This is a genomic window from Brevundimonas vesicularis NBRC 12165 (assembly GCF_001592205.1).
Lineage (GTDB): Bacteria > Pseudomonadota > Alphaproteobacteria > Caulobacterales > Caulobacteraceae > Brevundimonas > Brevundimonas vesicularis.
Window position 1 is genome coordinate 25,342 of record NZ_BCWM01000022.1, and the last position, 25,181, is coordinate 50,522.

General features: G+C 64.3%; 25 protein-coding genes and 2 pseudogenes. 14 read left to right on the forward strand and 13 right to left on the reverse strand.

Going from position 1 to position 25,181, the window contains the following annotated elements:
- Nucleotides 1–29 precede the first annotated feature (29 nt).
- Together BVE01S_RS14905 and BVE01S_RS17480 are read left to right on the forward strand one after the other, a co-directional pair.
- Nucleotides 30–320, forward strand: coding sequence for a hypothetical protein (locus tag BVE01S_RS14905; RefSeq protein WP_066629222.1), 291 nt, complete (start codon nucleotides 30–32; stop codon nucleotides 318–320).
- Complete coding sequence (locus tag BVE01S_RS17480) at nucleotides 286–660, forward strand: DUF6766 family protein (protein WP_312572573.1); 375 nt, start codon at nucleotides 286–288, stop codon at nucleotides 658–660. The genes BVE01S_RS14905 and BVE01S_RS17480 overlap by 35 nt, the downstream gene beginning before the upstream one ends.
- Here the strand turns inward: BVE01S_RS17480 and BVE01S_RS17485 are convergent.
- The 3 genes and pseudogenes from BVE01S_RS17485 to BVE01S_RS14920 form a co-directional block, all read right to left on the reverse strand.
- A pseudogene (locus BVE01S_RS17485) lies at nucleotides 569–847 on the reverse strand (PAS domain-containing protein); the annotation flags it as partial. The gene BVE01S_RS17480 and the pseudogene BVE01S_RS17485 sit on opposite strands and share 92 nt — an antisense overlap.
- A gap of 49 nt (nucleotides 848–896) precedes the next feature.
- Complete coding sequence (locus BVE01S_RS14915) at nucleotides 897–2,948, reverse strand: AsmA family protein (protein WP_066629229.1); 2,052 nt, start codon at nucleotides 2,946–2,948, stop codon at nucleotides 897–899.
- 92 nt (nucleotides 2,949–3,040) lie between these two features.
- A complete protein-coding gene (locus BVE01S_RS14920) occupies nucleotides 3,041–4,249 on the reverse strand; it encodes a L,D-transpeptidase family protein (RefSeq protein ID WP_306301768.1) in 1,209 nt (402 codons plus the stop codon).
- Between the two features lie 73 nt (nucleotides 4,250–4,322).
- Here BVE01S_RS14920 and BVE01S_RS14925 point away from each other — a divergent pair, with 73 nt between their 5' ends.
- From BVE01S_RS14925 to BVE01S_RS14940, 4 genes are all read left to right on the forward strand, one after another.
- On the forward strand, nucleotides 4,323–5,624 hold the full coding sequence (locus BVE01S_RS14925) for a mechanosensitive ion channel (protein ID WP_066629233.1): 1,302 nt from the start codon (nucleotides 4,323–4,325) through the stop codon (nucleotides 5,622–5,624).
- Nucleotides 5,625–5,690: 66 nt separating this feature from the next.
- A complete protein-coding gene (locus BVE01S_RS14930; RefSeq protein ID WP_066629236.1) occupies nucleotides 5,691–6,317 on the forward strand; it encodes an OmpA family protein in 627 nt (208 codons plus the stop codon).
- Nucleotides 6,318–6,379: 62 nt separating this feature from the next.
- On the forward strand, nucleotides 6,380–6,766 hold the full coding sequence (locus tag BVE01S_RS14935) for a DUF3597 domain-containing protein (protein WP_066629272.1): 387 nt from the start codon (nucleotides 6,380–6,382) through the stop codon (nucleotides 6,764–6,766).
- The gene (locus BVE01S_RS14940; protein WP_066629239.1) at nucleotides 6,766–8,040 is read left to right on the forward strand and encodes a serpin family protein; all 1,275 of its coding nucleotides are present in this window, start codon (nucleotides 6,766–6,768) and stop codon (nucleotides 8,038–8,040) included. The genes BVE01S_RS14935 and BVE01S_RS14940 overlap by 1 nt, the downstream gene beginning before the upstream one ends.
- Before the next feature lie 560 nt (nucleotides 8,041–8,600).
- Here the strand turns inward: BVE01S_RS14940 and BVE01S_RS14950 are convergent.
- Complete coding sequence (locus BVE01S_RS14950; protein WP_066629243.1) at nucleotides 8,601–8,852, reverse strand: SDR family oxidoreductase; 252 nt, start codon at nucleotides 8,850–8,852, stop codon at nucleotides 8,601–8,603.
- 218 nt (nucleotides 8,853–9,070) lie between these two features.
- Here BVE01S_RS14950 and BVE01S_RS16645 point away from each other — a divergent pair, with 218 nt between their 5' ends.
- The 5 genes and pseudogenes from BVE01S_RS16645 to BVE01S_RS14970 all read left to right on the forward strand — a co-directional run bounded on the left by BVE01S_RS16645 (nucleotide 9,071) and on the right by BVE01S_RS14970 (nucleotide 12,441).
- Nucleotides 9,071–9,355, forward strand: a complete 285-nt coding sequence (locus BVE01S_RS16645) for an Arm DNA-binding domain-containing protein (protein ID WP_441441204.1) — start codon at nucleotides 9,071–9,073, stop codon at nucleotides 9,353–9,355.
- Nucleotides 9,345–9,838, forward strand: a pseudogene (locus BVE01S_RS14955) (SDR family oxidoreductase). Before BVE01S_RS16645 ends, BVE01S_RS14955 begins: the two are co-directional and overlap by 11 nt.
- 106 nt (nucleotides 9,839–9,944) lie before the next feature.
- Nucleotides 9,945–10,241 (forward strand): putative quinol monooxygenase, encoded by a 297-nt coding sequence (locus tag BVE01S_RS14960; protein ID WP_244878400.1) that lies wholly within the window; start codon nucleotides 9,945–9,947, stop codon nucleotides 10,239–10,241.
- A gap of 461 nt (nucleotides 10,242–10,702) precedes the next feature.
- Complete coding sequence (locus tag BVE01S_RS14965; protein ID WP_066629245.1) at nucleotides 10,703–11,842, forward strand: glutathione-independent formaldehyde dehydrogenase; 1,140 nt, start codon at nucleotides 10,703–10,705, stop codon at nucleotides 11,840–11,842.
- Nucleotides 11,843–12,051: 209 nt separating this feature from the next.
- A complete protein-coding gene (locus BVE01S_RS14970) occupies nucleotides 12,052–12,441 on the forward strand; it encodes a DJ-1/PfpI family protein (protein WP_218015934.1) in 390 nt (129 codons plus the stop codon).
- 258 nt (nucleotides 12,442–12,699) lie between these two features.
- On the opposite strand, the gene BVE01S_RS17400 is transcribed toward BVE01S_RS14970, so the two are convergent.
- The 4 genes from BVE01S_RS17400 to BVE01S_RS16655 all read right to left on the reverse strand — a co-directional run bounded on the left by BVE01S_RS17400 (nucleotide 12,700) and on the right by BVE01S_RS16655 (nucleotide 17,926).
- Nucleotides 12,700–15,360 carry an excinuclease ABC subunit UvrA gene (locus BVE01S_RS17400; RefSeq protein ID WP_280513220.1) on the reverse strand — a complete coding sequence of 887 codons (2,661 nt, stop codon included), beginning with the start codon at nucleotides 15,358–15,360 and terminating at the stop codon, nucleotides 12,700–12,702.
- A gap of 392 nt (nucleotides 15,361–15,752) precedes the next feature.
- Complete coding sequence (locus BVE01S_RS14980; protein ID WP_066629248.1) at nucleotides 15,753–16,862, reverse strand: S-(hydroxymethyl)glutathione dehydrogenase/class III alcohol dehydrogenase; 1,110 nt, start codon at nucleotides 16,860–16,862, stop codon at nucleotides 15,753–15,755.
- A gap of 213 nt (nucleotides 16,863–17,075) precedes the next feature.
- Nucleotides 17,076–17,366 carry a metal/formaldehyde-sensitive transcriptional repressor gene (locus tag BVE01S_RS16650; RefSeq protein ID WP_084375442.1) on the reverse strand — a complete coding sequence of 97 codons (291 nt, stop codon included), beginning with the start codon at nucleotides 17,364–17,366 and terminating at the stop codon, nucleotides 17,076–17,078.
- A gap of 359 nt (nucleotides 17,367–17,725) precedes the next feature.
- Nucleotides 17,726–17,926, reverse strand: a complete 201-nt coding sequence (locus tag BVE01S_RS16655) for a helix-turn-helix transcriptional regulator (RefSeq protein ID WP_157076481.1) — start codon at nucleotides 17,924–17,926, stop codon at nucleotides 17,726–17,728.
- 246 nt (nucleotides 17,927–18,172) lie between these two features.
- Between BVE01S_RS16655 and BVE01S_RS14995 the strand changes: the two genes are divergently transcribed.
- Both BVE01S_RS14995 and gst read left to right on the forward strand, forming a co-directional pair.
- Entirely contained in the window at nucleotides 18,173–19,072 is a 900-nt protein-coding gene (locus BVE01S_RS14995) for an endonuclease/exonuclease/phosphatase family protein (protein WP_066629256.1), read from the forward strand.
- Nucleotides 19,073–19,198: 126 nt separating this feature from the next.
- The gene (gst, locus tag BVE01S_RS15000; protein ID WP_066629259.1) at nucleotides 19,199–19,903 is read left to right on the forward strand and encodes a glutathione transferase, Atu5508 family; all 705 of its coding nucleotides are present in this window, start codon (nucleotides 19,199–19,201) and stop codon (nucleotides 19,901–19,903) included.
- Between the two features lie 18 nt (nucleotides 19,904–19,921).
- Here gst and BVE01S_RS15005 read toward each other — a convergent pair whose 3' ends face one another.
- On the reverse strand, nucleotides 19,922–20,479 hold the full coding sequence (locus BVE01S_RS15005) for a TetR/AcrR family transcriptional regulator (protein ID WP_066629261.1): 558 nt from the start codon (nucleotides 20,477–20,479) through the stop codon (nucleotides 19,922–19,924).
- Nucleotides 20,480–20,836: 357 nt separating this feature from the next.
- On the opposite strand from BVE01S_RS15005, the gene BVE01S_RS15010 reads away from it, so the two are divergent.
- Entirely contained in the window at nucleotides 20,837–21,697 is an 861-nt protein-coding gene (locus BVE01S_RS15010; protein WP_084375443.1) for a ParB/RepB/Spo0J family partition protein, read from the forward strand.
- 332 nt (nucleotides 21,698–22,029) lie between these two features.
- Here the strand turns inward: BVE01S_RS15010 and BVE01S_RS15015 are convergent, their stop codons facing one another.
- The 4 genes from BVE01S_RS15015 to BVE01S_RS15030 all read right to left on the reverse strand — a co-directional run.
- On the reverse strand, nucleotides 22,030–22,272 hold the full coding sequence (locus BVE01S_RS15015) for an ammonium transporter family protein (RefSeq protein WP_066629264.1): 243 nt from the start codon (nucleotides 22,270–22,272) through the stop codon (nucleotides 22,030–22,032).
- A gap of 10 nt (nucleotides 22,273–22,282) precedes the next feature.
- On the reverse strand, nucleotides 22,283–22,669 hold the full coding sequence (locus BVE01S_RS15020) for a copper resistance protein CopC (protein ID WP_244878401.1): 387 nt from the start codon (nucleotides 22,667–22,669) through the stop codon (nucleotides 22,283–22,285).
- Nucleotides 22,670–22,686: 17 nt separating this feature from the next.
- Nucleotides 22,687–23,880 (reverse strand): copper resistance protein B, encoded by a 1,194-nt coding sequence (locus tag BVE01S_RS15025; protein ID WP_066629267.1) that lies wholly within the window; start codon nucleotides 23,878–23,880, stop codon nucleotides 22,687–22,689.
- On the reverse strand, nucleotides 23,877–25,181 hold a 1,305-nt coding region (locus BVE01S_RS15030), incomplete at its 5' end, for a copper resistance system multicopper oxidase (protein WP_066629282.1). The genes BVE01S_RS15030 and BVE01S_RS15025, both read right to left, overlap by 4 nt.

Genomic DNA, 25,181 nt, shown 5'->3' on the forward strand with positions numbered 1-25,181 from the left:
TTATGTCGGTGCGGCTGGAGATTATCTGAATGGCGGAGGCCGACGACGCAGGTCGCTTGCTTGATCTGGAGAAAGAAGTCGCCCGGCTGCACGGTTGTGTCGGGGTCCTTTCCGAAGGCTTGCATGTCACGCTCGTCGCGCTGGAAGTGCTCATGGACCCCGAGCGGCCCGAGGCTTTCATGCACCGGGCGCTCGTCGAAGGATTGAGGCCACGGATCGAGTACGATTACTCCGGCGAAGAACGAATGGCGGCGCTGGAAATGCTGTCATGGATCGAGTCGCACGCTGTACGGTCCGACGACGAGCAAGGCCAAGGCTAGGCCTCTCGCCGGGTCAGCTCAAATCGCCAGGAAAGCCAGGACCCGCGGGGCGGCGATCTCCGTGTCAACCGCTCGACCAGGCGGCGCCTTTCTGTCCTCCCTGTTCGAGAACTGGGAGAGCGAATTTCTGCAGATGAGGACCTATGTCGTCTTGACCGCCTATCTGATGCAGCGCGGGTCTCCGGAGTCCAAGGATCTCGACGAGCCTTCGCCCCAAGATCGCGACCCGGTCCTCGACGCCGATCGCAAGGATGCCACCGACTGTCTTCAGCGCGCCCATCGCGGAGCGCGAGTTCGATCTCCTGGGCGGCGACGCCTGCGGCCCTGTCCGGCTTTGTGAACAGGATATCGAAGGAGCGGCCCACGATATCGCCCGCGGCGTAGCCCGTCACCGCCTGGGTTTCTCCCGACCATTCGGGCACGACGCCGTCTTCAGAAAGAACCACGATGGCGTAGGCCTTGACGTTGCGAACGATCAGGTCCGCCAGGTCAGGATGGGTGGACAAAGGCATCATCGACTCCGCCATTCCTTGTGAGCGCTCCGGCTCTCGATTGGATCAAACGCAGCCTCTGCGCTCATCGCGCACTGGCGATGAGCGCCCCGCAGTTTGCGTCCTTGGCTAGGCCGGGATCGACGAAGGCGAACAGGGCCGCGACCGGCGCCGCGACGGCCCCGACGATGGCCGCCAGACCGCCCTGCGCGACCACCTGGCCCGTATCGACACCGACCCGCGGCGAGGTCAGTGATCCTCTCACCAGAATGGGCGTCCAGAGCCGCAGCAGACGCGGCTTCTTGGAATCGCCGTCGATCTTCAGGTCGAGCGTCTCGGCGCCAAGATTGATCGATCCCGAGCCATTGGCCAGAACCACATCCGTATCGATCACGAGGGTCTGGGCCCGGGCGACGCCGTTGGAGACGTTGAAGTCGGCGACAGCGCAGCGGATGTCGGCCTTGGACTGGTCGCCGCGCAGTAGCTTGAGCAGTCCCGCGCTGGCGTTGATGCCGAGGAGTTCGGCGAAGGCTGAGCGCATCTCTCCGTTCGGCACCACCAGGCTGACCGAACCCTTCGACGCGGCGGCGAACCGATGGATCGAGTTTCCCGGTCCCTCAAGGAGCATCCGCCCGGTGGCCTGGCCTGTGATCGGCGCCGTGCCATTCTTCGCAGGCACGATGGATTCCAGCGGATAGCCGGTAAGCCGAAAGTCCATAGCGCTGTAGGGCATGTCCCGCGCGGCGTTGATCCGCGCCGTTCCGGTCAGGCTTCCTCGATTGAAGGTAAAGGCGACCGGATTGAGGTTAAGGACCCCGGCTTCAAGTTCTGCGCCCAGACGCACTGCACGAATGTCCATCTCGTTGGCCTTCACCGAAGCCGCCCGGTAGGTCAGGCTCCCGTCCATCGTCCGCAAGCGATCGACGTTCAAGGTGGCGTCAGGCAACAGCTTGCCCGGCGCGCCCGAACTGACCGTGGTGGTGTTGGTGCCGGCCGCATTCGTCTGGGTCCGGGCCCCGAAGATGGCCATGAGGTCGTCGATATCCAGCCTCTGCGAGGCGAGTTGCGCCTCCAATCGCAGGCGGCCGCCCGTCTCGGCCTTGACGTCTCCGGACAGGTCGGACGACCCGACCCGGCCGGTGAAGTCGTTGAAGGTCCAGGTGCTGTCGTCGCGCTTCAACGCCCCCGCCAGCCGGTAGGGCGGGGTATTGGGAAGGGTCACGCCGGTCAGCAGGTACAGGTCGCTGAGGTCTTGCCCCTGGAGGGTCAGGGTTGAGGTGAACTGGCCCAGGTGGAAGGGTCGGGTGACCGCGCCGTCGGCGGTCAACTTCGACCGCGCGCCCTCGATCAGGGCGTTGAAGTGATACGGGCGGTCACGGCGAATGTTGATGAAGGGTCCGCCCTCGATCCGCAGCGTCAGGGGCGAGCGATTAACCGAGCCCTCGCCGGCCAGAACAAAGCCGGCGTCGTCGTCGTTGGCGGTCTCGCGGGCGTCGACAGAGGCGTCGAGGGTCAGGCCCCGTTTCTGTTCGTCTATGACGATATGGCCGTTCTGGATAATGAGTTGCTGGATGACCGGCAGCTTCATGCCTTCGCCGGTGTCGGGCTTGTTCGGCTCAAGTTCCCAGCTCTGGCGACCGTCTTTCGTGGCGAGGAGATAGACTTCGGGCTGGGTGAAGGAGAGCAGAGGCATCTCGATCTGGCCCGCGAACAGTTTGCGCAGTCGGACCGAGGCCTCGATGCGCGAGACTGTGGCGGTGTCGCGCGACTTGGCCCACTGCGGGCCGCCGAACTTCAGATCGTTGACGACCACCGTAGGCGTCCAGGTGAACAACTTGACGTCCAGGTCGCCGCGCAAAGCGATCTCGCGATCATATTTGGCGGAGGCCCACCGGCCGATCGGCCCGCGCAGCCAGTTCCAGTCGAACAGGAGGAAGAAGATCACGATCGCGGCGATCAGCAGCATCACAATCGAAGCTGCGATCTTCTCCGTCCGCCCGGGATGACGAAAGCTGTTGTAGACGGGATCGTTGGCCTTGACCCAGTCGCGCCATTCCCCGGCCCGAACCCCCGCGCGCGCCAGGGTTCTCGTCCGAAAGGCGTCCCAGGACAGTCGAAGTTTGGAGGTCGCGGTCAAGGTCGAAATCTCCCTACTCAGCGCTCCAACGCATCAGCGTAAGGTTGGTGTCAGGAAATCAAGACCTTAGCTGTGGCGTGCGGGGCGGCGGATCAGTTGCGGAAGATCACATCCATGCCGGGATTCACCGCCGCCGCCAGCTGCTGTGCGTCCCAGTTGGTCAGGCGCACGCAGCCATTGGACGCGGTTTTGCCGATCAGTTCGGGATCCGGCGTACCGTGGATGCCGTAGGTGTCGCGTGACAGGTCGATCCAGACCACGCCGACCGGATTGTTGGGCCCGGCGGCGACCACCAGTTTCTGTTTCCCATCGCCATAGCTCAGGCGGGACGGGTCGTAGGTGTAGTCGGGCGCTTTGGCCACGCCGACCACCTTCAGGTTCCCCGTCGGCGCCGGCCGCTCGCTGCTGCCGATGGTGGCGGGATAGACGGCGAGGACGCCGCCCGAGCGATCGAAGGCGGTGACCCGGCTGGAAGTCTTGTCGACCTCGATCCTCACGACTTCGGCCAGCGACGGCGTCGCCACCGCCGGCACCACGATGGTCTGCCCGGCCCGGCTGAGATCGACGCCGGGATTGAGGGCGTCGAATAGGGCCTCGGTCATATGGAACCGCTCCGCCAGCGCTTCCTTCAGCGTGGCGTATCCGAGCGCAGTCAGCCGCGCCTTGCCCTCAAGGTCGTCCGGCAGGGCTCCAATGTAGGGACCTGCAAGGTCCTGGGCGGTGATGACGTAGTCGCTCAGTACGGGCCGGCTGTCCGCCGCCAGGCGGCTGAACACTTCGGCGTCGAGCTGCCCATCGACGGTCAGACCATTGGCGGTCTCAAAGGCCGCGATCGCCTGCCGCATGTTTTCCCCGTCCAGACCATCGATGGCTCCGGGCGAAAAGGGCGAGCGATCCAGGAGAATCTGCGCCCGGATCAGGGCTGCGGTCGGTGCTGGTGTCGTGGGAACGACGTCCTCACCCGCTGGGACCTGCGTCGGCGTGCTTGCAAAAGGCGGCGTCGACCCTGGCGTCGCCGCGGGCGCGTTAGAAGGCGACAGCTTCGCCGGCGGCTCGAATGTCGCGGCCTCGATCGCCTGCCGCGACAGGCCCGCGGCCATCGGGCGCTCTGGCGCAGCGACAGCGACGGGCGCAGGTTCCGGCCGAGCCGCTTGGTCAGGAGACGGCGCGCCGCAGGCGGCCAGCCCTACCAACAGTGAAAGCGGGATGACGCGAATGAACATCATAATCCAGAACTGTGAGCGACGAGTAGCGATCGACCAACCCGACTGCTTATGGGCGGTTCCCCGCGTGAAAGCCATCGCCAGGCGGAACCCCCTCAGCTTTGCACCGTTAGTTCGGCGACGCTTGCGAGGGAGTGTCGTGGAGGGTTGAATGCAAACGGCAAACTACGAGTTCATCGGCTGGAACGCGCTCATTTACGAATGGGGCCCCAAGGCGCTCGGAGCCCTGGTCATCCTGGTCGCGGCTTGGTTTATCGGCAAGGCCGTCAAATGGGCGCTGGCCAAGGGCATCAACCGCATTCCGGGCGCCTCGAAAGCGACCGCCAGCGATAATCCCAAACATTCTATCGGCGCGAGCCTGGGCGACGTCGCCTTCTGGCTGATCCTGCTTTTCGGCGTCGTCGCGGCGCTCGGCGTCCTCAACCTCGGCCAGGTCGTCACCCCCCTCAACACCCTTCTGACCCAGGTCGCCGCCTTCGTCCCGAGCGTGCTGGGCGCCGTCCTGATCTTCTTCATCGGTTTCGTCGTCGCCACCCTGGCCAGGCGGGTCGTCGAGGCCGCCCTGCAGGCCGCCAACGCCGATCGCTGGCTTGAGAAGGCCGGTCTGACAAAGGCGACCGGATCGACCGGTGTCAGCACGGCCATCGGTACCCTGGTGTTCGTCCTGATCCTCATCCCGATCACCATCGCCGCCCTGGAACAGCTCGGCATCGAATCCCTCACGGTTCCCGCCGTGGCCGTCCTCTCGACCGTCCTGGCGGCGATTCCCCACGTCCTCGCCGCCGCCATCGTCCTCGCTGTAGGCTGGTTCATCGGTCGCTGGGTCGCCCACCTGATCGAACGCATCCTGCCGGCCACCGGCTTCGATCGCAGCATCTCCAGCCTGACCAGCCTCACGGCCACGCCCGAGAAGCCGGCCCAACCGACGCCTGCCGTCGCGCCCTATGCCGGGGACGTCACGCCGGCTACGGCGCGGGCGCTCGGGGGGGAGGCGCCGAAAGCCCTGACGCCGTCGTCCATCGTCGGCAAGATCGCCATGGCCGCCATCGTGGCCTTCACCGCGGTCGAGGCCGCCAAGCTGCTGCAGTTCGGCACGATCGCCGTCACCCTCCAGGAGATCCTGGCGCTGGCGGGTCATGTCATCGTCGGCGGGATCATCATCACCGCCGGCGTCCTGATCGGCGGCGTTCTGGCCAACCTGATCAACAAGGGGACTGGCGGCGCCGACGGTTTCGCGTCGACCTTGGTCCGCTGGGCCACGATCGCGCTGGCGACGGCCATGGGCCTGCGCTTCATGGGCATCGCCGACGACATCGTTCTTCTCGCCTTCGGCCTGATCCTGGGAGCCGCGGCGGTCGCCGCGGCCTTGGCCTTTGGTCTCGGCGGACGCGACGCGGCGGGCAAAGTGGCTCAGATGTGGGCCGACAAGGTCACGAAGATCCCGCCGCAATAACCCTCCCGGACCGGGCCGCATTTCGCGGCCCGGTCTTTTGACTTCGCTTCCAACAAGGAGCCCGACATGACCGACAACCGAGATCGCGATCCCCGCCTGGATCCTGTGGCGCCCTCTTGGCGCAAATACCTTCCGTGGATCATCGGAGCCGTGGTCCTTCTGCTTCTGCTTCTCCTGCTCACGCGCTGCGGTGATGATCGTGCGGCGGTCGATCCGGCAGTGACGGACGCCGCTGCGTTCCCCGTCGAAACCGGTCCCGTTCTGCCGCCGACCGCGGGTCCCGCCAGCCCCGCCAGCCCCGCCGGCGTCTCAGGCCTGGACGCCTATCTCGCCGGATCTGACGCCGCGCCGCGGACCTTCGCCTTCGAGCGCGTCAACTTCGATACGGGTGCATCCACGATCCGTCCTCAGGATCGGCCCGAAATCCAGGCCGTGGCCGCCGTCCTCAGCCGCTATCCGAACGCGCACGTCCGGCTTTACGGCTACGCCGATGCACGCGGGTCCGATGCCGCCAATCGCACGCTGGCCCAGGCTCGGGCGGATGTGGTGCGGTCGGCTCTGATCGCTTCAGGCGTGGATGGACGACGTATCGAGTCGCTTTCGGGTGGCGAGACCAACCCGGTCGACAGCAACGCCACGGCCGGCGGGCTGGCGGAGAATCGCCGCACCGAACTGGTTGTCGTCCAACGCTGATCCCTATGACCCCGGGCGCGATGCGCGCCCGGGATCCCAACACACGCACATCGAGGTCGATCATGAGTATTTTCGGAAAAATCTGGGACAAGATCACAGGGCACAAGAAGCCTGAGACGCCGGCGGCGCCCCAGGCGCCCACACCTCAAGCCCCTCCTGTGCAGCCGACGGCGGCCCCTGTCGCTTCCCAACCGGTCGATGTCGAGCAGGTACTGTCCCAGATGGCGGAGATGAAGGGCGGCGGCGGCAACTGGCGCACCTCCATCGTCGACCTCCTGAAGCTGCTGGATATCGACTCCAGTCTCGACGCTCGCAAGGACCTTGCGGAGGAACTCGGCGTGCATGCCGGTCCTCACGGATCCGCAGAGCAGAACATCGCCCTCTCCGGTGCGGTCTGGGCCAAGTTGGCCGAGAACGGCGGGCAGGTCCCGGCAAGCCTGAGGGACTGATGGTCCGGCGGCGACAGGGCGACGTTGCGCGGTTAGGGGCCTCTGCAGCCCTGGCCGCCTTCGCCCTGGCGGCGTCCGCCTGCACGACGGCTCCGGCCTCTCTTCCCGATGACCCTGTTTTGACCGATGCGCCTGCGGTCAACGCGCCGGCCGATCTCAGCGGGCAAACGCTCGGCGTGAGGCTCTACGACCAGTTGCGCGCTGGAGACGACAATGTCGTCATCTCTCCGGTCAGCCTGATGGGGGCCTTCGGGGTGGTCTCGGCGGGAGCCCGGGGCCAGACGCGCACAGCCCTCCTGAGCAGCCTCAGTCTCCCCGACAGCCCCTCGCTCGACGCAGACCTGGGCGCACTGTTGCGTTCGCTCGAGCGCGAGGACGGACAGACCACGCTCAGCGTCGCCAACGCGGTGTGGGTGCAGGACGGCTTTGGCCTCAAACCCGATTTCGTTGAGAGCGTCCAGCGGGATTACGGCGCCCTGGCCCGGCCCGTGGATTTTCGGGACGCGCCTGATGAGGCGGCCGGGCGCATCAACGCCTGGGTCTCGGGACAGACGCGCAGGCGCATCCCGGAGTTGCTCAGCCCTTCCAGCATCAACGTCGCCACGCGCCTGATCGTCACCAACGCGGTCTATTTCCTGGGTGATTGGGCCCAGCCGTTCAACGCCTCCAACACAAGCGACCAAACATTCTACCTTACGGACGGATCGCGCCTGTCGACGCCGATGATGTATCAGCGCGGGTACCTGCGTCTGCTGGAAACCGGCGCCTTGCAGGCCATCGATCTTCCTTACAGGGGCGATCGGCTGTCGATGACTGTGATCCTGCCGCGCACGCGCGGCGGCCTGTCGGACGTGGAGGCTCAACTCAGCGCCAATCTTGCGGGCTGGCTCATTGCACTTGATGAGGAGGAGCCTCGGCGGGTCCTGCTTTATCTTCCAAAGACCGAGACGGCGCTCAGCTACGATCTCATCCCGCAACTGACCATGCTGGGCATGGGGATCGCTTTCACCGATGGCGCCGACTTCCGCGGCATCGCCGACGCCCCTCTGGCGATCGGCCAGGTGGTGCACAAGCCCTTCTTGCGGATTGATGAGAAGGGGACGGAAGCCGCGGCGGCCACCGGGATCGCTGTCGAAGAACAGACGAGCGCGCCTGTGACGCCCCCGCCGACCTTCCGCGCCGACCACCCCTTCCTCTTTCTGATCCGCGACAAGGAGACCAGCGCCATTCTCTTCCTCGGCCGCATCAGCCGCCCAGAGGCGCCGGCAACCTAGCGGCCACACGTGCATTCCCCGCACGCGCCATCCTCGCATGCGTTGTCCTGACGTTACTTTGACTTAAAGGATGACCCCCGTTTCTCATCCACCCATAACGAGAGTCCTTTGGTGATTTGACCTTGCCCCGATGTTGGACCGGGCCTTGCCGGAACATCTCGGTGTCTAGGCGCCGGGCGGGCCATGGGCCAAAGCATTCCAAAGGTCGGGCCTCGGCTGATGAACCCGCACACCCGTACTGGTATTTGTTTGTTGCACGGGGCTATCAAGATTGCGAGCCAGCCGCCGATGCGAGACCTTACGATCAAACTCTTGGGTAAGCTGGCGAAGGGGCCTGATTTGACGCGGTACAGGGCATCCCTCGCTATGCTTTTCCTGCGGCGCCGGACGTTCGTCGTTCCTCGGAAAATTGTGTCCCGAGCATCGTCGCCGGTCGGGAAACTGGCTCCCAAGGGGGCGCAAAGGCGGTTCGAACTCCCGAGCCAATAGCTAAGACCCACAGATCCAGGTCGGCGATCACATGATCCCTCTCTGAGCGTCGGTTGTGGCGCGTCAGCCGATTACGCGGGCTGCCCGCCGCGGCCGGTTGCTGCGAAGATCTGGCCGGTGGAATAGCTGAGCGCGGCGTTGGCCGCGGCGACATCGAGGCCTGCGATCTCGGCGGGCTGGCAGGGGCGACCCAGCGGGCTCTGTGACCCAAAGCTCTGGAGCTTCTCGGGCGTGGCCCCGCCGCTGACCTGCAGCGGGGTCCAGGAGGGGCTTGGCGCCACGGCATTCACACGGATGCCTTTGGAGGCGAGTTGCTTGACCATGGACTTGGAATAATTCGGGGCTCTCGCTACCTTTCGGTATCGCTTCCGAAAACCTCGACAAGCGCCTGACAACATTGTGAATTCTGACGAGACCCTTCGATATCTTTCGGAGGGTCTTTTTTCGTTTTACCGTCACTGGCGACGGTGTCGCCTCCTGTTGCGATGCCGGAATCTCCCTCGTACCGTCAGCCTCATCGCAAGGCGGTGACGGTATTATTTTGGATCAACATATTGATCTTGAAGGAAAATACCGGTCGTGCATCGGGCAAATCCGCACTTGCTTGGATCGAGGTGTTTTTACCGTGCTTACTGACGTTGCACTGAAGAATTTGCGCCCGCAATCAAAGCCTTACAAGAGTACCGACAGGGACGGCTTGTATGTCTATGTCTCGCCCGGCGGAGCGATCTCGTTTCGCTACGACTATCGCTTCAACGGACGACGCGAGACGCTGACCCTGGGGCGGTACGGGCGCGGCGGATTGAGCCTCGCCCATCGCCGCTAACGGCGGCACGGCACGCAGCTACGCGCTCGACGTCACCGACAAGTCGGCGGTCCAGTCCGTCGTCGCCGCAATCATCGCCGACTTCGGCCGCCTCGACGTGCTGATCAACAACGCCGGGCTGATCCCGGCTTTCTTGAGCAGGGCAGCGGTCACATCATCAACTTGAGCTCGGTTGCGGGCATCAAGGTCTTCCCACCGGGCGGCACGGTCTACTCCGGCACCAAGTTCGCCGTCAGCGCGATCAGCGAGGGCTTGCGCCACGAGGTGGGTGAAAAGGTCCGTGTCACGTCAATCGAGCCTGGAGCTGTCGAAAGCGATTTGAAGTTCACGACGTCTGGCACGGCTGCCGAGACGGTGCTCGACTTCTACAAGCAGGCCATCCCGGCGGCATCGGTGGCGCGTGCTATCGCGTTCGCTGTAGAACAACCTGATGACGTCGACGTCAACGCGATCGTCATCCGGCCGACCGCACAGCAGTTCTGATTTCGACGAGGAGGCAGGGCCGCGTGTGCTCCGCCTCCTAGGAACGTTCCGGCCCGTTTGACCGTTACTTTGCCAAATGATATCTGTCCGTTAACTTGAGGAGTCGATGATGCCCAAACTTGCGCTGTATGTGCCACTGAAGGCCAAGCCCGGAAAAGAGCGCGATGTCGCCAATTTCCTGACCTCGGCATTGCCGCTCGTTCAAGCCGAGTCGGGCACTCTGACCTGGTATGCGATCGAGGAAGGTCCCGGTGCGTACGCGATCTTCGATACGTTCGACACAGAGGAGGATCGGCAGGCCCATCTTGACGGCAAGGTTGCCGCCGCGCTGATGGACAAGGCGGAAGAACTGTTCTCGGAACCGCCGCAGATTCACAAGTTCACCCTGCTGGCAGCGAAATAGCGGAGCGGTCGGCACCCCAAGCTGCCGTACGACTGCAAGGTTAGGGTCGCCTGCCCTCCGGAATGGACGGCCCGGCCGGCTCTGGAACTAAATAGAAGAATACGACAGGCCATCCGCGATAGTGGATGGCCTTGTCTTTTGCGCTTATCCCACCTTTCGATGCTGCTGCTGATAGGTCGGCGTTGATGTGTTGCGTCATCATGGCACCGTTGGTTTCGCAGGACTTCTTGAGCACATCAATCTGCCGCTTTTTTAGACCGTCCTGGCCCAGACAATCGAAAAGCCGCCGTAAATCGATCCGAGAACTGCCGAACGGGAAGGAACCGCTCAGGCGCCAGGCGGTTTAGGAGACAGACATCGGTTCGGAAGATGCGATGCTATGCGCCTTTGCGCTGGTTCAGATCATGAGCAAGCTCTCGATTTGATGACGCCAGAGCAGAGCTACAAAAAGGAGAAAATCCGTGAAAGCTGTCGTGTACAACGGGCCCAAAGACGTTTCCGTCGATACCATCGATGATCCCAAGATCGAAAAGCCCACCGATGTCATCATTCGGCTGACCACCACCAACATCTGCGGGTCCGACCTTCACATGTATGAGGGCCGTACCAGCTTTGAGAAGGGCAGGGTCTTTGGCCACGAAAACCTTGGCGAGGTCATCGAAGTCGGCGCCGCCGTGGATCATATCAAGAAGGGCGATCGCGTCTGCATGCCGTTCAACGTCGGTTGCGGGTTCTGCGAAAATTGCGAACGCGGTTTGACTGGTTTTTGCCTCACGACCAACCCTGGAACCGCCGGCGCAGCGTATGGCTTTGCCGAAATGGGTCCGTGGCAAGGCGGTCAGGCCGAGTTGATGCGCGTTCCTTATGCGGACTTCAATTGCCTTAAGTTGCCCCAGGACGCCGAAGAGAAGGAGGACGACTATGTTATGCTCTCCGACATCTTCCCCACAGGTTGGCATGGCGTCGAACTGTCGGGTTTCCTGCCTGGTGAAAGCATCGCGATCTACGGCGCCGGTCCAGTCGGTTTGATGGCCGCGCACTCAGCCGAAATCCGCGGTGCCTCTCAGATCTTCGTGGTCGATTCCCATGATGATCGCCTGCAGCTGGCCGAGGCAATGGGCGCGATCCCGATCGACATGCGCAAGGGCGATCCCGCTCAGCAAATCCTTGACGCGACCGGCGGGCTAGGGACCGACCGGGGGGTCGAGGCGGTCGGATACCAGTGTTGCGATCGCCACGGCAAGGAGCGCAGCAATTACACGATGAACTGCCTCGTAAAAAGCACGAAGGCCACCGGCGGCATCGGCGTCGTCGGCGTGTTCATCCCGGAAGACCCGAATGCGCCTGACGATCTCCAGAAGGAAGGCAAGATGGCGTTCGACTTCGGCAATTTCTGGTTCAAGGGCCAGAAGATCGGTACCGGCCAGTGCAATGTAAAGCACTACAACCGGCGACTGATGAAGCTGATCGAGCAAAACCGGGCTAATCCTGCCCAAATCATCTCGCACCGACTGCCGCTCGATCAGGCGCCAGACGCCTACAAGCATTTCGATGCGCGCGATGATGGATGGACAAAGGTCGTGCTTAAGCCGACCGCCTGACCTTAGTCTTCTCCGAAATAGGGAATAAGTGATGACGTTAGAGGGCAAATCAGTTGCCATTCTGATCGCACCCGCGGGACGGAAGAACCAGAGTTCTCGAAGCCCAAGCAAGCTGTCGAGGAGGCTGGCGGCAAAGTGACCGTGGTCAGTTTTGACCGGGCGAGGCTCACACGGTCAATAACGATCTCGACGAGGGCGGCAGCTATACTATCGACAGAGCATTTTCCGATGTCAGAGCCGACGATTTCGACGGACTAGTTGTGCCCGGAGGGACTGTCGGTGCCGACAAGCTGCGCGGCAGCGCCGAGGCAATTGACTTCATCCGGGCTTTTTTCGATCAGAAAAAACCGGTTGCCGCGATATGCCATGCACCTTGGACATTGGTCGAGGCGGGCGTTCTTGAGGGTTGCACCTTGACGTCCTACCCGACGCTGAAGGTCGATATCGAGAACGCCGGCGCTACATGGGCCGATGAGGAAGTCGTGGTCGCCAACGGCCTTGTGACCAGCCGCGACCCCGATGATTTACCCGCCTTCTGTGGCAAGCTCGTCGAGAAAATCGCGGAAGGTGCGGGCGCTGGGCCTGCGGCCTCGAATTAATACGGGACGGTTTCGACGAACCATGTGAGGGCGCGCTCCCTAGTGAAGGTCCTCACAAACAGGCGTAGCGGATGGCCGACGATTGACTGTCCGCTACGCCTAGTATCAGACGAAAACGGCGCACTTCCGAGCACTCAATCCCCAAGCCGCGTGACCCGCGGTGACACCTCGCCGGCTCCCGTTTTCAGATTCGACCATTTCAGCGTGCGTACGTTGGAGATACGCCTGATCGAACGTGCGTCCTCCCAGGTTTACTACCTACAGCGCCGCTTTGAGATAGGGGGCGGTGAGACTGCCTTCTGCTTCCGCAACGACGCCAGGGACGCCGCTGGCAACGATACGGCCGCCATCTTCCCCAGCCCCCGGTCCCAGATCGATGAGCCAGTCCACCTGCGTGATGGCGCGCATGTCATGTTCGACGACGACGACGGTATTGCCAGCGTCAACGAGGCCCTGCAGGTGTTGCATCAGCCGGTCGGCATCGGAGGGGTGAAGCCCCGAAGTGGGCTCGTCGAGGATGTAGATCGTGTTGCCGCGCTGGGCGCGTTGCAGTTCAGCCGCCAGCTTGATGCGCTGCGCCTCCCCGCCAGACAGCTCGGTCGCAGGCTGTCCGAGCCTCAGATAGCCAAGACCGATCTCCCGCAACACGTCGAGGGAGCGCATCACAGATGCCTCGCCAGCGAAGAAATCGCACGCGTCGTCGACCGTCAGTTCGAGCACCTGGGCGATATTGCGCCCGTTCCATTCGACTTCGAGCGTTTGCGGGTTGTAGCGAGAGCCATGACAGGTCGAGCACGGGGCAAAAACGCTCGGCAGGAACAGCAGCTCCACCATGACGTATCCCTCGCCCTCGCACACAGGGCAGCGGCCTTGCGCGACGTTGAACGAGAACCTTCCCGGGCTGTAGTGCCGCCGGCGGGCGAGCGGCGTATCAGCGAAGATCCGTCGCACATTGTCGAACATGCCGCTGTAGGTGGATAGGTTCGAGCGCGGCGTGCGGCCGATCGGTTTCTGATCGACCCGCACCAGCCTGCGAACATGCTCCATGCCTGCGACAATGCGTCCTTCAGTGTCGTTCTGCGCAACATCGAGCAGCGGATCGATATCCTCCTCCTCGGCCACGGGGGAGCCGCCGAGGTGTTCCGTGACGAGCTCGGGCAGCGCCTGACTGACAAGACTGGATTTACCCGATCCCGAAACGCCGGTGACAGCGGTGAAGCAGCCGATGGGAAACTCGACGTCGAGACCATGGAGATTGTTCCGCCTGATCCCTTCCAGGCGTAGCCATGCCTTGGGATCGCGCGGTGTGCGCTCACTGCGGAACGGCTCTGCGAACAGGTAGCGGCGGGTGATCGAATTCTCGACGTCGGCAAGCCCCTCTATCGGCCCGCTGTAGAGGACTTCACCGCCCTTTTCCCCGGCTCCTGGCCCGACATCGACGAGCCATTCCGCGCGGCGGATCACGTCGAGATCATGTTCGACGACGAACAAAGAGTTGCCCGCCGCCTTGAGACGCTCGAGGATGGTGAGCAAGGCTTCGCCATCTGCCGGGTGCAACCCTGCCGAAGGCTCGTCAAGCACATAGACCACGCCGAAAAGCTGTGACGACAATTGCGTGGCAAGCCGCAAGCGCTGCAACTCTCCGGAGGAGAGCGTCGGCGTGCTGCGGTCGAGCGAAATGTAGCCAAGGCCAAGATCGATCAGCGCCTCGAGCCGCTCGATCAATTCGCAGGCAAGGCGTTGGGCGGCGATCCGCTTCTCGTCGGAGAGATTGGACGTGCGGCGCACGTCGGGCGCGCTCTTGTGCGCAGAGCCGCCCGCCGCAACCCGTTGTTTGACCGCTGCATCGCGGGCCGCTTCTTCCAGAACATGGCCCTTTGAGGGGGCTGAGACCGCCCCATACGCGCCATGCGCGACGGGCATCAGCAAGTCCTTCAGCTTGAGCACCGTCAGGTCGCCGAACTCGGCAATGTCGAGGCCGGCGAATTTGACTGACAGGGCTTCGCGCTTCAGGCGCTTGCCGTCGCAGGTCGGGCAATCGCGGCCGATGATATATTGCGAGACGCGCTTCTTCATCAGCGCGCTTTTCGTGTTGGCGAAGGTTTCCAGCACATAGCGGCGCGCGCCGGTGAAGGTGCCCTGGTAGCTCGGTTCCATGCGGCGCTTCAGCGCCACGCGGGTCTGTTCGGGCGTCAGACCCGCATAGACCGGCACCGTCGGCGCCTCTTCAGTGAAGAGGATCCAGTCGCGATCCTTTTTCGGCAGGTCGCGCCACGGCGTATCGACGTCATAGCCGAGTGACACGAGGATATCGCGCAGGTTCTGGCCATGCCATGCCGCCGGCCAGGCGGCGACTGCGCGTTCCCGGATCGTCAGCGTGTCGTCGGGCACCATCGTTTCTTCGGTCGCGTCATAGACGCGCCCGATGCCGTGACAGGTCGGACAGGCCCCCGCGACCGTGTTGGGGGAGAAATCCTCCGCATAGAGCATCGGCTGATGGCGCGGATATTCGCCGACGCGCGAATAGAGCATCCGCACCAGGCTGGAGAGCGTCGTCACGCTGCCGACCGAGGATCGCGCGTTGGCCGAGCCGCGCTGCTGCTGCAACGCCACCGCAGGCGGCAAACCGTCGATCGCGTCGACCTCCGGCACGCCGGCCTGGTCGATCAGGCGACGGGCATAGGGCGCAACCGATTCCAGATAACGCCGCTGGGCTTCGGCATAAAGGGTGCCGAACGCGAGCGATGACTTGCCCGAGCCCGATATGCCGGTGAACACCACGAAGGCGTCGCGCGGTACATCGACGTCAATATTTTTGAGGTTATTCTGGCGCGCGCCGCGAACCTGCACGCAAGCGGGCGGCCCCGTATGCCCATGATCGGTGGCCGGCGTCGTCGCGTGAATATCCTTGCTCTTCAATTCAGTCTTCCTGCCCTATACGCCTGTGCGGCCCGTGGTTCATCACAGTCGGGTACAGATGAATGCATTTCCGACTCAATACATCCAACGGCCAGGCTGGCCCGATGTTCGGCACCTTTGAAATATTTTTCCAGCACTAGACAAAGGTTGCGACAAAACCACTTTCCCGTTGGGTCGCGCGACGAGGCCACACACACTCCGGCGGTAAGCGCCTGGGCCAAGCGGCCCTGGTCCGTGCCGCTATCGGCATGTAACGACCGCACTTCGGCGCTTGTTACCGCATCGCGACGCGTTGCCCATTTGCCAGAGCGCGCGTCATCATGGCCGGGGTCGAGCCATGATGACGGCCGAGTTGTCGATCCGAGCGCCTCGCGCCGCTTCTGATCGACGGGTCAGTAGTGAATGACCGTGCGGATCGACTTGCCTTCGTGCATCAGTTCGAAGGCCTCGTTGATCTCCTCCAAACCCATGGTGTGGGTAACGAACGGGGCCAGATCGATATCACCTCTCATGGCGTCCTCGACCATGCCGGGGAGCTGTGTACGTCCCTTGACGCCGCCGAAAGCAGACCCCTTCCAGACGCGACCCGTGACGAGCTGGAACGGGCGGGTGGAGATTTCCTCGCCCGCGCCGGCAACGCCAATCACGATCGACTGACCCCAGCCACGGTGCGCTGATTCAAGCGCGGCGCGCATGACGTGGACGTTGCCGATGCACTCGAAGGTATGATCGATGCCCCAGCCCGTCATCTCGATCAGCACTTGCTGGATGGGCTTGTCATGGTCCTTGGGGTTAATGCACTCGGTCGCACCGAACTGGCGTGCCAGCTCGAACTTGGACGGATTGGTGTCGATGGCGATGATGCGACCCGCCTTGGCCTGGCGCGCACCCTGAATCGCCGCGAGGCCGATGCCGCCGAGGCCGAACACGGCGACCGAGTCTCCGGGCTGGACCTTGGCGGTATTGTGGACTGCGCCGATGCCGGTCGTGACGCCGCAGCCGAGCAGGCAGACATGTTCGGGGTTTGCCTCGGGATTGATCTTGGCGAGCGAGACCTCGGCGACGACAGTATATTCACTGAAGGTTGAACAACCCATGTAATGATAGAGCGGCTGACCATTGTACGAAAAGCGGGTGGTCCCATCGGGCATCAAGCCCTTGCCCTGCGTTTCGCGGACAGCGACGCACAGGTTGGTCTTGCCCGACAGGCAGAAGTCGCACTTGCGGCACTCGGCGGTGTAGAGCGGAATCACGTGATCGCCCGGCCCGACGCTGGTGACGCCTTCACCGACCTCGACAACGACGCCCGCGCCCTCGTGGCCCAGAACCACCGGGAAAACACCCTCCGGATCACTCCCCGCCAGCGTGTACGCGTCGGTGTGGCACACACCGGTGTGCGTCACCCGTATGAGGACTTCGCCTTTCCGGGGTGGGGCGACATCGATCTCGACGATTTCGAGTGGCTTGCCCGCCTCGAAGGCTACAGCGGCGCGAGATTTCATGTTGGGATACCCTCATGAGTTAAACTGATTGCTGGTGCGAGGCCGTTGCGTCAGCGCAAGTCGTCGACACCCTCATACTGCCAGGGAGTATCTTTATCATACTCCCTGGCAGTATACAACATGTGTCCTAACGAGGATCTCAAACCCGGGAAGGCAGCAGGGGCTGGCTTCTAGGTGCGGGAGAACACGAGCAAGAAAATGAGCCTGAAATTGTCATTTAAGATAGGTACGCAGAATCTTCATTATGCCCTCCACGCCGTCATCGTGATCGCCACCTGCGCCTCTGACGGCCCGATCTGCGCCCGCACCGAATGTTTCCCTGAGATGACTCTGCATCACTTCTGCCATCAGTCCATTTGTCGCACCACGCATGGCGACAATTTGCTGCAGCAGGGGAGTGCAATCGGCCCCGGCTTCGATCGCGCGTTCCAGAGCGTCCGCCTGGCCCTTGATACGCCGCAAGCGTGTGATGGCTCGCTTTTTGTCCTCTGATGAATGTGGCATCGCGTTTTCCCGAGAAATCGCTTCAGCATACTATACAGGGGGAGAGTTTCAATCCTGTCCAGAGGCTGGCGCTTCTGTAATCAGGCGAGGTTCCCTGGCCAATCTCCAAATTCGCCCCCAGATCGGGCAGGCATAGCCGCCATGTTGCCCTGAGACAGGTCTGGCACGCGGACGAGGAGCATCATGCTCTCAAGCCTGCGCCACAAGCAACGACGGCATGCGCGCTTAGGGTCCGATCCTGTGTCTGGGAGGGGGGAGCCATCGCTCGCTCCCCCGGGTTTGCCGGTCAGACCGTAACGACGACCTTGCCGATCTGGTCGTTCGATTCGAGGAAGCGCCGGCTCCTCCATACCGTCTGGCTATCCCTGAGACGGCTGCTCCCCGTTTCGATCCGCGTCTCTGACGGGGCGCGAAATACGCTTGCGGACGTCTGGAGGCGCGGCGCGGTGGATCGGCGTGGTGCGGCGGAGGAGAAGCCAGGCCTCCACCTCGGCAAGATCCCAGACGACGCAGCGAGGGGTGAGGAGGAAACGGCGAGGAAACTGACCCCGCTTTTCCATTTCCCAGATGGTGCTGTCGCGAGGGGCACCATCTGGTGGAGTTGAGGCTTCTTGATCGTGCGCTTGAGCGGCGGCGGGTCGGTGCTGGCCATGTCTCGTCTCCTCGATTTGCCTTTGAAGAATCGAACCCGATAGGCGGCGAAGGCGAAACCCGTAGGCCTGCGGCCGCCATCTCCACGGTGGCGCCCTTCCTGCAGCAGGGGGAGCGGGGCTTGTCTGAGGGCTCGCGTGCGCTACGACAGCCCCATGCAACGCTTCTTCGCCGCTCTCGCCGCCACTGCTCTTCTCTCCGGCTGCGCCGGGATCTTGCCCGTTCCGTCGGACGGCGCTCCGCTCAAAGTCGCCAGCTGGAATCTCGAGCACCTGGCAGAACTGGACGGCCAGGGGTGCAGGCCGCGCGTGGAGGCCGATTACGCCGTCCTGCGCCGCCATGCGGATGCCCTGGGGGCCGATGTGATCGCCCTCCAGGAGGTCGAGACCCAGGCCGCGGCGGAGCGGGTCTTCGAACCGGCAAAATACGATGTCGTCATGTCGACCCGCCCGGCGAGCGAGCGCGGCCCCGAATGCCGGGGAGGGCCTGGTCGCCACATCCAGAACCAAGCCGTTGGATTTGCGATCCGCAAGGGCGTCGTCTGGTCGCGCAACGGCGACCTTGCGGCTCTGGCTCTCGGCAATCCAAACCTGCGCTGGGGCGTCGACATCACCGTCGCCAAGGGGCGGCCCGTGCGGCTGCTGGCCGTCCACCTAAAGTCCGGATGCAACTCGGGTCGCGCCTCGAGCGATCCCGATTGCCCTGTGCTGTTTGACCAACTGCCGGTCCTCGAGACCTGGGTCGATGATCGCGCTCAGGCGGGCGAGGCCTTCGTCGTTCTGGGCGACTGGAACCGGCGCATGGCGAGCCGGGGCGACGCCTTCTTGGACGGGCTCAATGACGGCGAGCCGGCGGCTGCGGCGCTGACCCTTGCCGGCGGCGACCGTCCAGCCGGATGCAAGGCGCGCTACCCGGAGTTCATCGACTTCATCGTCGTCGGCGTGGACGCCGCCGCGCGGGTCGAGCCGGAGTCGTTCCAGGAATATGTCTATGGCGCGCCTGAGGCCGAGCACCCTTCGGATCACTGCCCGATATCGGTGCGCCTTCTGGGCTGAGGGCGTCTAACGCGGGGCCGTATCGTCGGTGGATTGAGACGACTTGGGAGTGAGATCGAGCGTAGGGGCCTGAGAACGGATCTCGGCCTGGTCCGTTGAGCGATATGCGTCGTCATCGAGGGCCGGATGCCAAACTACACCCTCTACTATTGGGCCGTGCCTTTCCGCGGGCAGTTTGTCCGCGCGCTTCTGGCCTACGGCGGCGAGGCGTGGACAGAGGCGGGCGACGAAGCGGTCGGCGCTCTGATGGAGGGGGCGTTGGAAGACAAGCCGGTACCCTTCATGGGACCTCCGGTCTTGGTTGATCACGCTGCAGGCGTGGCCGTTTCCCAGATGCCCGCGATCCTTCTCTACCTGGGGGACAAGCTCGGGCTCTTTCCGGACGATCCCGGCGGACGGGCCTTGTCGATCAAGGTGGTCAATGACGCCAACGACGTGATCGACGATCTCACCCTGGATGGTGGGCGACAGATGTGGACCGAAGCCCGCTGGGTGACCTTTGTCCCGCGCCTGCGAAAGTGGATGGGTCTGTGGGAGGAACTCGGCCGACGTCACGGGCTGACATCTCAATCCGGTTTTCTGCTCGGCGGCGGGACGCCGGGCGTCGCCGATGTCGTCAGCGCGACGCTGTGGTCCACCATGGTCGAGCGCTTTCCATCGATCGGGGCGATCCTGGAGGATGCGGCGCCTATGACGGCGAACCTCGCTGGTCGGGTTTCGCGCACCCCGGCGCTGGCCGATCTGGCGGCTCGTGCTCGTCGCGAATATGGCGAGGTCTACTGCGGCGGACAGATCGAACAGTCGCTTCGCAAGGTGTTGGGCGCGCAATAGGTCCTGATTGGCGTCGGCTCAGGCCGAGGGCGATGAAGATAGAAGCCGTTCGATAGAGGCCTCAAAGGCCTGTGCCAGTGCGGCGGCTCTGGCGTCCTCCAGGGGAAAGTCGCCGCTCAGGTCGCGGGCGAACGCCATGCCGCCGATCAGGGCGATGAGCATGCGAGCTCGCACATCGGCCTCCGGGCCGCCCAGCCAGGCCTCGAGTTGGGCGAAGATGCTGGAGCCGAGCGTCTCGTCGACGAGATGTCGCGCGCGTTCCGAGCCGGTCACTCTCAGCATGACGAGAATGCCCTGGAGCACCTTCCCGTCGTTCCCTCCGTGAAGCACCTCTTTGACGACGCGGGCGGCAAAGTCCTGCTTGGCGCCCCACAGGTGACGCCAATCGGCGTGGCAGGCCTTCACCACTTCGATGAAGAGCTCCTCCTTCCCGCCGTAGTAGCGATTGACCAGTGAGGGATCGACCTTGGCGCGGAGTCCGATATCGCGGACGCCGACCGTCTCGAAGCCTTCCTCGGCGAAGAGGTTCAGGGCCGCATGCAGGATGACCTGACGGGTGATCTCGGCGCTTCTCATTCTGGAGCCACGGTCCGCATGGCTTCACTCTAGCTCGAATGCTGGTTCGATCCAGACAAAGCGCTTCAGGTCAGGCGCGCCGCGAAGGTGCGGCGCGGCGAATAGCAAGGCACAAGCGCTAAGGGCTCCGCCCTCGCGCGGGCCAGGGTGAAGCGGCTTCGCCGCCGGATCGACCGGTCTCCCCGGCCTTCCGCGCCGGTCATTCCTGGATGTTGGGCAAGGACGTCAGACTTGTGAAGGCCGGGTGATCCCCCTCCGGTCGATCCGCCCTGGCCCTTGCTACCCCGGTCTCGCCGACGGGCAGGGTTTCAGGCGCGCCTTTCGCATGCCTGCAACCCTTGCCCAAAGGAGGCAGACATGACTGCTCATGATGTTCAGACCGCCGCGACCGAGCCCCAGATTGGGGCGGTTCTCGAGCCTGCGCATGGCGCGGAGATCGTGGTCCCGTTGAACCGGCTTAAGGCCTCTCCGAGAAACGCACGTAAGGTGAAGCACTCGGCGGCGGCTATCGAGGCGCTCGCGGCGTCGATCAGGGCCAAGGGCGTGCTTCAGGCTCCTGTGGTGGAAATCGAGCGGGACCGGGAAGGCGCAACGACGGGGAACTACCTCGTCACCATCGGGGAGGGGCGGCGGCAGGCGCTGCGGATGCTGGTGAAGCGCAAGGCGATCAAGTCGACCCATCCGGTCAAGGTGGTGGTGGACACTCTGAACGACGCCCATGAGATCAGTCTCGACGAGAACTTCACCCGCGAGGCCATGCATCCCGCCGATCAGTTCGAGGCTTTCCGCACGCTGGCGGAGGAGAAGGGCTATGGCCCTGAGGAGATCGGCGCGCGTTTCGGGGTGTCGGCCCATGTGGTGCGGCAGCGCCTGAGGCTGGGCGCAGCGGCCCCGGAACTGATGGCGGCCTATCGCGAGGGGACGCTCACCCTGGACCTCCTGACCGCCTTCTGCGTCAGCGAGGATCAGGACCGGCAACGTCAGGTGCTGGCACAGATGGGGCCCTACACCTCCGTCTTCGCCATTCGTCGCGCCATGACCGAGGCCAAGGTCCGCGCCGACGACCGGCGCGTCGGTTTCGTGGGGATAGAAGCCTATGAGGCCGAGGGCGGGGCGGTGCTGCGCGACCTCGAGAAGGCGGCCTCCAAACTGGGGGTTCGCACGCGCATTGAAGCGGTCGTAGTCGGCGTAAGGCGAGGCCTTATCGAGGTGGATTGAGGGGAGGGGGCGGGCCAGGAACTTCTTTTCGGAAGCCCGGAGTTTCGGTCCTTGCCGCCGCCGACGCCTAAGCGTCCCCTGGCTCAAGACAATGACCTATCCGTTCCGGAACCCGCCGCCGCTACAATAGCCTAGGATATTCGGTTCAGGCGAGTCCGTGGGCTTTAATCGGCGCGAGGCCGCTTCTGACTCTTTGGCGACTCCGGGAGCGTCCGCTTTCCGGTGTGAGCCAAAGTTTGTTCTGGGGCATTGCAGCCTCGACCTTAGCGCGCTCGACCGATGGTCGTCGGCGGTTGGGCGGAGAGTTCCTGCCGAAATCGTAGAAGTGTCGCTTAGGTTGGTGAACGCTGCTGATTGTGGTTCACGGCCTCTGACGAAGGCCTCGCAGGCGCGCTGTCAGGTGCCAGTGAATGAGCGGGAGCCGAAGACGCATCATCCTGCATCTCGTCGCAGCACGTCATAGCCGCGTCCGCAGCCATGTCCTTGCAACAATCGCAGCCTTCGGCCGCCAGAGCCGCGCCCGCGCTCAGGGTCAGGATCGCGCCGGCGGCGGCCAGCAGGTTGGAAACCCTCATCGTCGTTCTCCTAGTGAACCATGAAGCTGACGGAGCCGGACATCTTGTGGCCGTCCGGGCCTTCGGCGGTCCAGGCGGCCGTGTAGTTGCCCGGCGCGAGGCGCGGAAGAGCCACGCCGACGGTGGCGGCGGCCGGCGCGGCGGGGACAGTGACGTCGACCGGAGCCTGCCCCTCGGCGGAGAGGGCGACGGTCTTGAGGACCATGGCGTGGGGGAAGGTGACGCTGAACCGCTCGGGCGAACCCTGGGTCATCGCGCCATTCGCAGGAACGGTCGTGATGCCGGATTGGGGCGCTGCGGCCTGGGCCGGCATAGCGTGACCCGCATGCGGGTCCTGGGCGGCGGCGGCGCCGGCGAACGGGAGGGCGGCGGTGACAACGAGAGTGCGGATCATCATGGGGTTTTCTCCTTCGGTTAGAACCAGGCCTTGAGGCCGACGACGAAGCGGGTGTCGTCGGTCTCGCCGCCTCGGGCCTCGATGTAGTCGGCGGTATCGCCGAACGCGCGGCTCCACTCGATGCCGACATAGGGGGCGAACTCCTTGCGGAATTCGTAGCGCAGTCGCAGGCCCGCCTCGATCGAGGACAGGCCCGAACCGATCTCCAGTTCCGGAATGTCGCTGGCTGAAGCGTCGATTTCGAGGCGGGGCTGAAGGATCAGGCGCTGGGTGATGCGCTGGTCGTATTCGGCCTCGACGCGGGCGGTCAGGTCGCCGTCGGTCGACAGGAAGGCGGCGGCGTCGACTTCCCACCAATGGGGCGCCAGGCCCTGCAGGCCGAGGACCAGATGCGTGGTGTCCTCGCCGTCGGGCCGGAAGTCCTGACGCACGCCGGCCTGAACGTCCCAGAAGGGCGTGACCGCGCGGCTGTAGAGCGCCTGGACTTCAGCCTCCTCGAGCTCGCCGCCGAAGTCGCCTTCGCCCTCGGACTTCCACCAGAAGCGATTGATGTCGCCGCCCGTCCAGCCCTGGACGTCCCAGAGGTAGGTCTCGCCGTCGTCGCCGAAGCCGGCTTCGAGGCGATCGAGAATGACGGCCGTGGTGCGGACGTCGCCGTTTTCGTGAATCAGGGTCCGGCGAGAGGCGGCCATGGCCTCGGCGCCGAAGACGAGATCGGCGGCGTGGGCAGGGCCGGCCAGGGCGGCGGCCGGGAGTGGGTCCTCCGGAGGACGGCCGGGATTGTCGGAGCTGGTCGCCACATCGGGCGGCCCCATGCTCATGGTCGACATGTCATGCCCGGCGTGAGGGTCGGTCTGCGCGGGCGACATGGCCGACATGTCGTGGCCCGCGTGCGGATCAGCCTGGCCGGGCGTCGCCGCCGGCATCTGGTGTCCCGCGTGCGGGTCTACGGGCGCGGGCTGCGCCGGCATCTGGTGGCCTGCATGCGGATCCGCGGCGGGCGGCGTCTGCGCGGGCGGCATGACGTGACCGGCGTGCGGATCCTGCGCCGGTCGGGCCGGCGCCTGTGGCGTGGGCCGCGGTGCTGGCGCGGGGCGCGTCGGCGCCGCGGTCGCCGGCATCGTGTGGCCCGCGTGAGGGTCCTGGGCCTGGGCGCTGAAGGCGCTGGCGGCGAGCACCAGCGGGGCGAGGGCGACGGCGAGGCGGTTCATGACGCAGCTCCGTCCATGGGCCGCACCGTCACAACATTGAACATGCCGACGTGCATGTGCATCAGCATGTGGCAGTGGAAGGCCCAATCACCGGGCGCGTCGGCGGTCAGATCGAAGGTCACCTTGCCGCCGGGCGCGACGTTGACCGTGTGCTTGAGGGGCTGGTGCCCGGCCGGTCCGCCGGTCACCAGTTCAAAGAAATGACCATGCAGATGGATCGGGTGGGCCATCATGGTGTCGTTGACCAGGGTCACCCGCACCCGCTCGTTGCGCTCGAAGCGGATCGGTTCGACCAGTTCGCTGAACTTTCGGCCGTCGAAGCCCCACATGAACCGCTCCATGTTGCCGGTCAGGTGGATCTCCATCGTCCGAGACGGGGGGCGCGGGTCCTTGTTCGGCTGGAGCGACACCAGGTCGGTGTAGACGAGGACGCGATGATCGACGGTCGTGAGACCGATCGGACGCTCACCCAGACGGTTGGCGGGGTCCATGGCGATCGCATCGACGCCGACGCCCACCGCCATGTCGGGCGGAGCGTTCTCGGGATCGCGCATGTTCATGCCCGACATGGACATCCCGGCCATCTCGCCGGCTGCGGGCGCGTTCTGGGCCGGAGCCGCGTGGTCCATGCCGGACATCGCGTCATGGTCCATACCGGACATGTCGCCCATCGCGCCGTGATCCATTCCGCCCATGCCCATGTCGCGCATGGTGAGGTTCGGGACCTCGCGCAGGGGAGGGACCTCGGCGGTCATGCCCAGGCGCGGCGCCAGGGTTGCCCGGCCCATGCCGGACCGGTCGATGGCTTCGGAGACGATGGTGTAGGCGCGGTCCTCGGTCGGCTGGACGATGACGTCGTAGGTCTCGGCGACTGAAATCTGGAACTCGTCCGTCTCGACCGGGCGCACGTTCTCGCCGTCGGCCTGCACCACGGTCATCGGCAAGCCCGGGATGCGAACGTTGAAGATGGACATGGCCGAGGCGTTGATGATGCGCAGCCGCACCCGCTCGCCGGGCCGGAACAGGCCGGTCCAGTTCTCCTGCGGCCCATGGCCGTTGATCAGATAGGTGTAGGTCGATCCGCTGACGTCGAGGATGTCGCGCGGGTCCATCCGCATCTGGCCCCACATGCGCCGTTCCTCCAGGCTCATGCGGTCGCTGCCGTCCATGAGCCCCGCCAGCGTGGTGCGCTGCTGGTTGAAGTAGCCCGGGCTCTTCTTCAGCTTGGCCAGGATTTCGTGCGGATGCATGAAACTCCAGTCCGACAGGACCAGCACATGCTCCCGGTCGTAGGCGACCGG

What these genes read in the sequence shown, in the direction of transcription:
- BVE01S_RS16650 (WP_084375442.1), bottom strand. Translation starts at nt 17,366, where the DNA reads ATGCCACATTCATCAGAGGACAAAAAGCGAGCCATCACACGCTTGCGG.
- BVE01S_RS15005 (WP_066629261.1), bottom strand. Translation starts at nt 20,479, where the DNA reads ATGAGAAGCGCCGAGATCACCCGTCAGGTCATCCTGCATGCGGCCCTG.
- BVE01S_RS15020 (WP_244878401.1), bottom strand. Translation starts at nt 22,669, where the DNA reads ATGATGATCCGCACTCTCGTTGTCACCGCCGCCCTCCCGTTCGCCGGC.
- BVE01S_RS14980 (WP_066629248.1), bottom strand. Translation starts at nt 16,862, where the DNA reads ATGAAATCTCGCGCCGCTGTAGCCTTCGAGGCGGGCAAGCCACTCGAA.
- BVE01S_RS14930 (WP_066629236.1), top strand. Translation starts at nt 5,691, where the DNA reads ATGACCGACAACCGAGATCGCGATCCCCGCCTGGATCCTGTGGCGCCC.
- BVE01S_RS14935 (WP_066629272.1), top strand. Translation starts at nt 6,380, where the DNA reads ATGAGTATTTTCGGAAAAATCTGGGACAAGATCACAGGGCACAAGAAG.
- BVE01S_RS14940 (WP_066629239.1), top strand. Translation starts at nt 6,766, where the DNA reads ATGGTCCGGCGGCGACAGGGCGACGTTGCGCGGTTAGGGGCCTCTGCA.
- BVE01S_RS15025 (WP_066629267.1), bottom strand. Translation starts at nt 23,880, where the DNA reads ATGAACCGCCTCGCCGTCGCCCTCGCCCCGCTGGTGCTCGCCGCCAGC.
- BVE01S_RS14925 (WP_066629233.1), top strand. Translation starts at nt 4,323, where the DNA reads ATGCAAACGGCAAACTACGAGTTCATCGGCTGGAACGCGCTCATTTAC.
- BVE01S_RS14995 (WP_066629256.1), top strand. Translation starts at nt 18,173, where the DNA reads ATGCAACGCTTCTTCGCCGCTCTCGCCGCCACTGCTCTTCTCTCCGGC.
- BVE01S_RS14920 (WP_306301768.1), bottom strand. Translation starts at nt 4,249, where the DNA reads ATGGCTTTCACGCGGGGAACCGCCCATAAGCAGTCGGGTTGGTCGATC.
- BVE01S_RS14950 (WP_066629243.1), bottom strand. Translation starts at nt 8,852, where the DNA reads ATGGTCAAGCAACTCGCCTCCAAAGGCATCCGTGTGAATGCCGTGGCG.
- gst (WP_066629259.1), top strand. Translation starts at nt 19,199, where the DNA reads ATGCCAAACTACACCCTCTACTATTGGGCCGTGCCTTTCCGCGGGCAG.
- BVE01S_RS14905 (WP_066629222.1), top strand. Translation starts at nt 30, where the DNA reads ATGGCGGAGGCCGACGACGCAGGTCGCTTGCTTGATCTGGAGAAAGAA.
- BVE01S_RS15010 (WP_084375443.1), top strand. Translation starts at nt 20,837, where the DNA reads ATGACTGCTCATGATGTTCAGACCGCCGCGACCGAGCCCCAGATTGGG.
- BVE01S_RS14960 (WP_244878400.1), top strand. Translation starts at nt 9,945, where the DNA reads ATGATGCCCAAACTTGCGCTGTATGTGCCACTGAAGGCCAAGCCCGGA.
- BVE01S_RS15015 (WP_066629264.1), bottom strand. Translation starts at nt 22,272, where the DNA reads ATGAGGGTTTCCAACCTGCTGGCCGCCGCCGGCGCGATCCTGACCCTG.
- BVE01S_RS16655 (WP_157076481.1), bottom strand. Translation starts at nt 17,926, where the DNA reads ATGGAAAAGCGGGGTCAGTTTCCTCGCCGTTTCCTCCTCACCCCTCGC.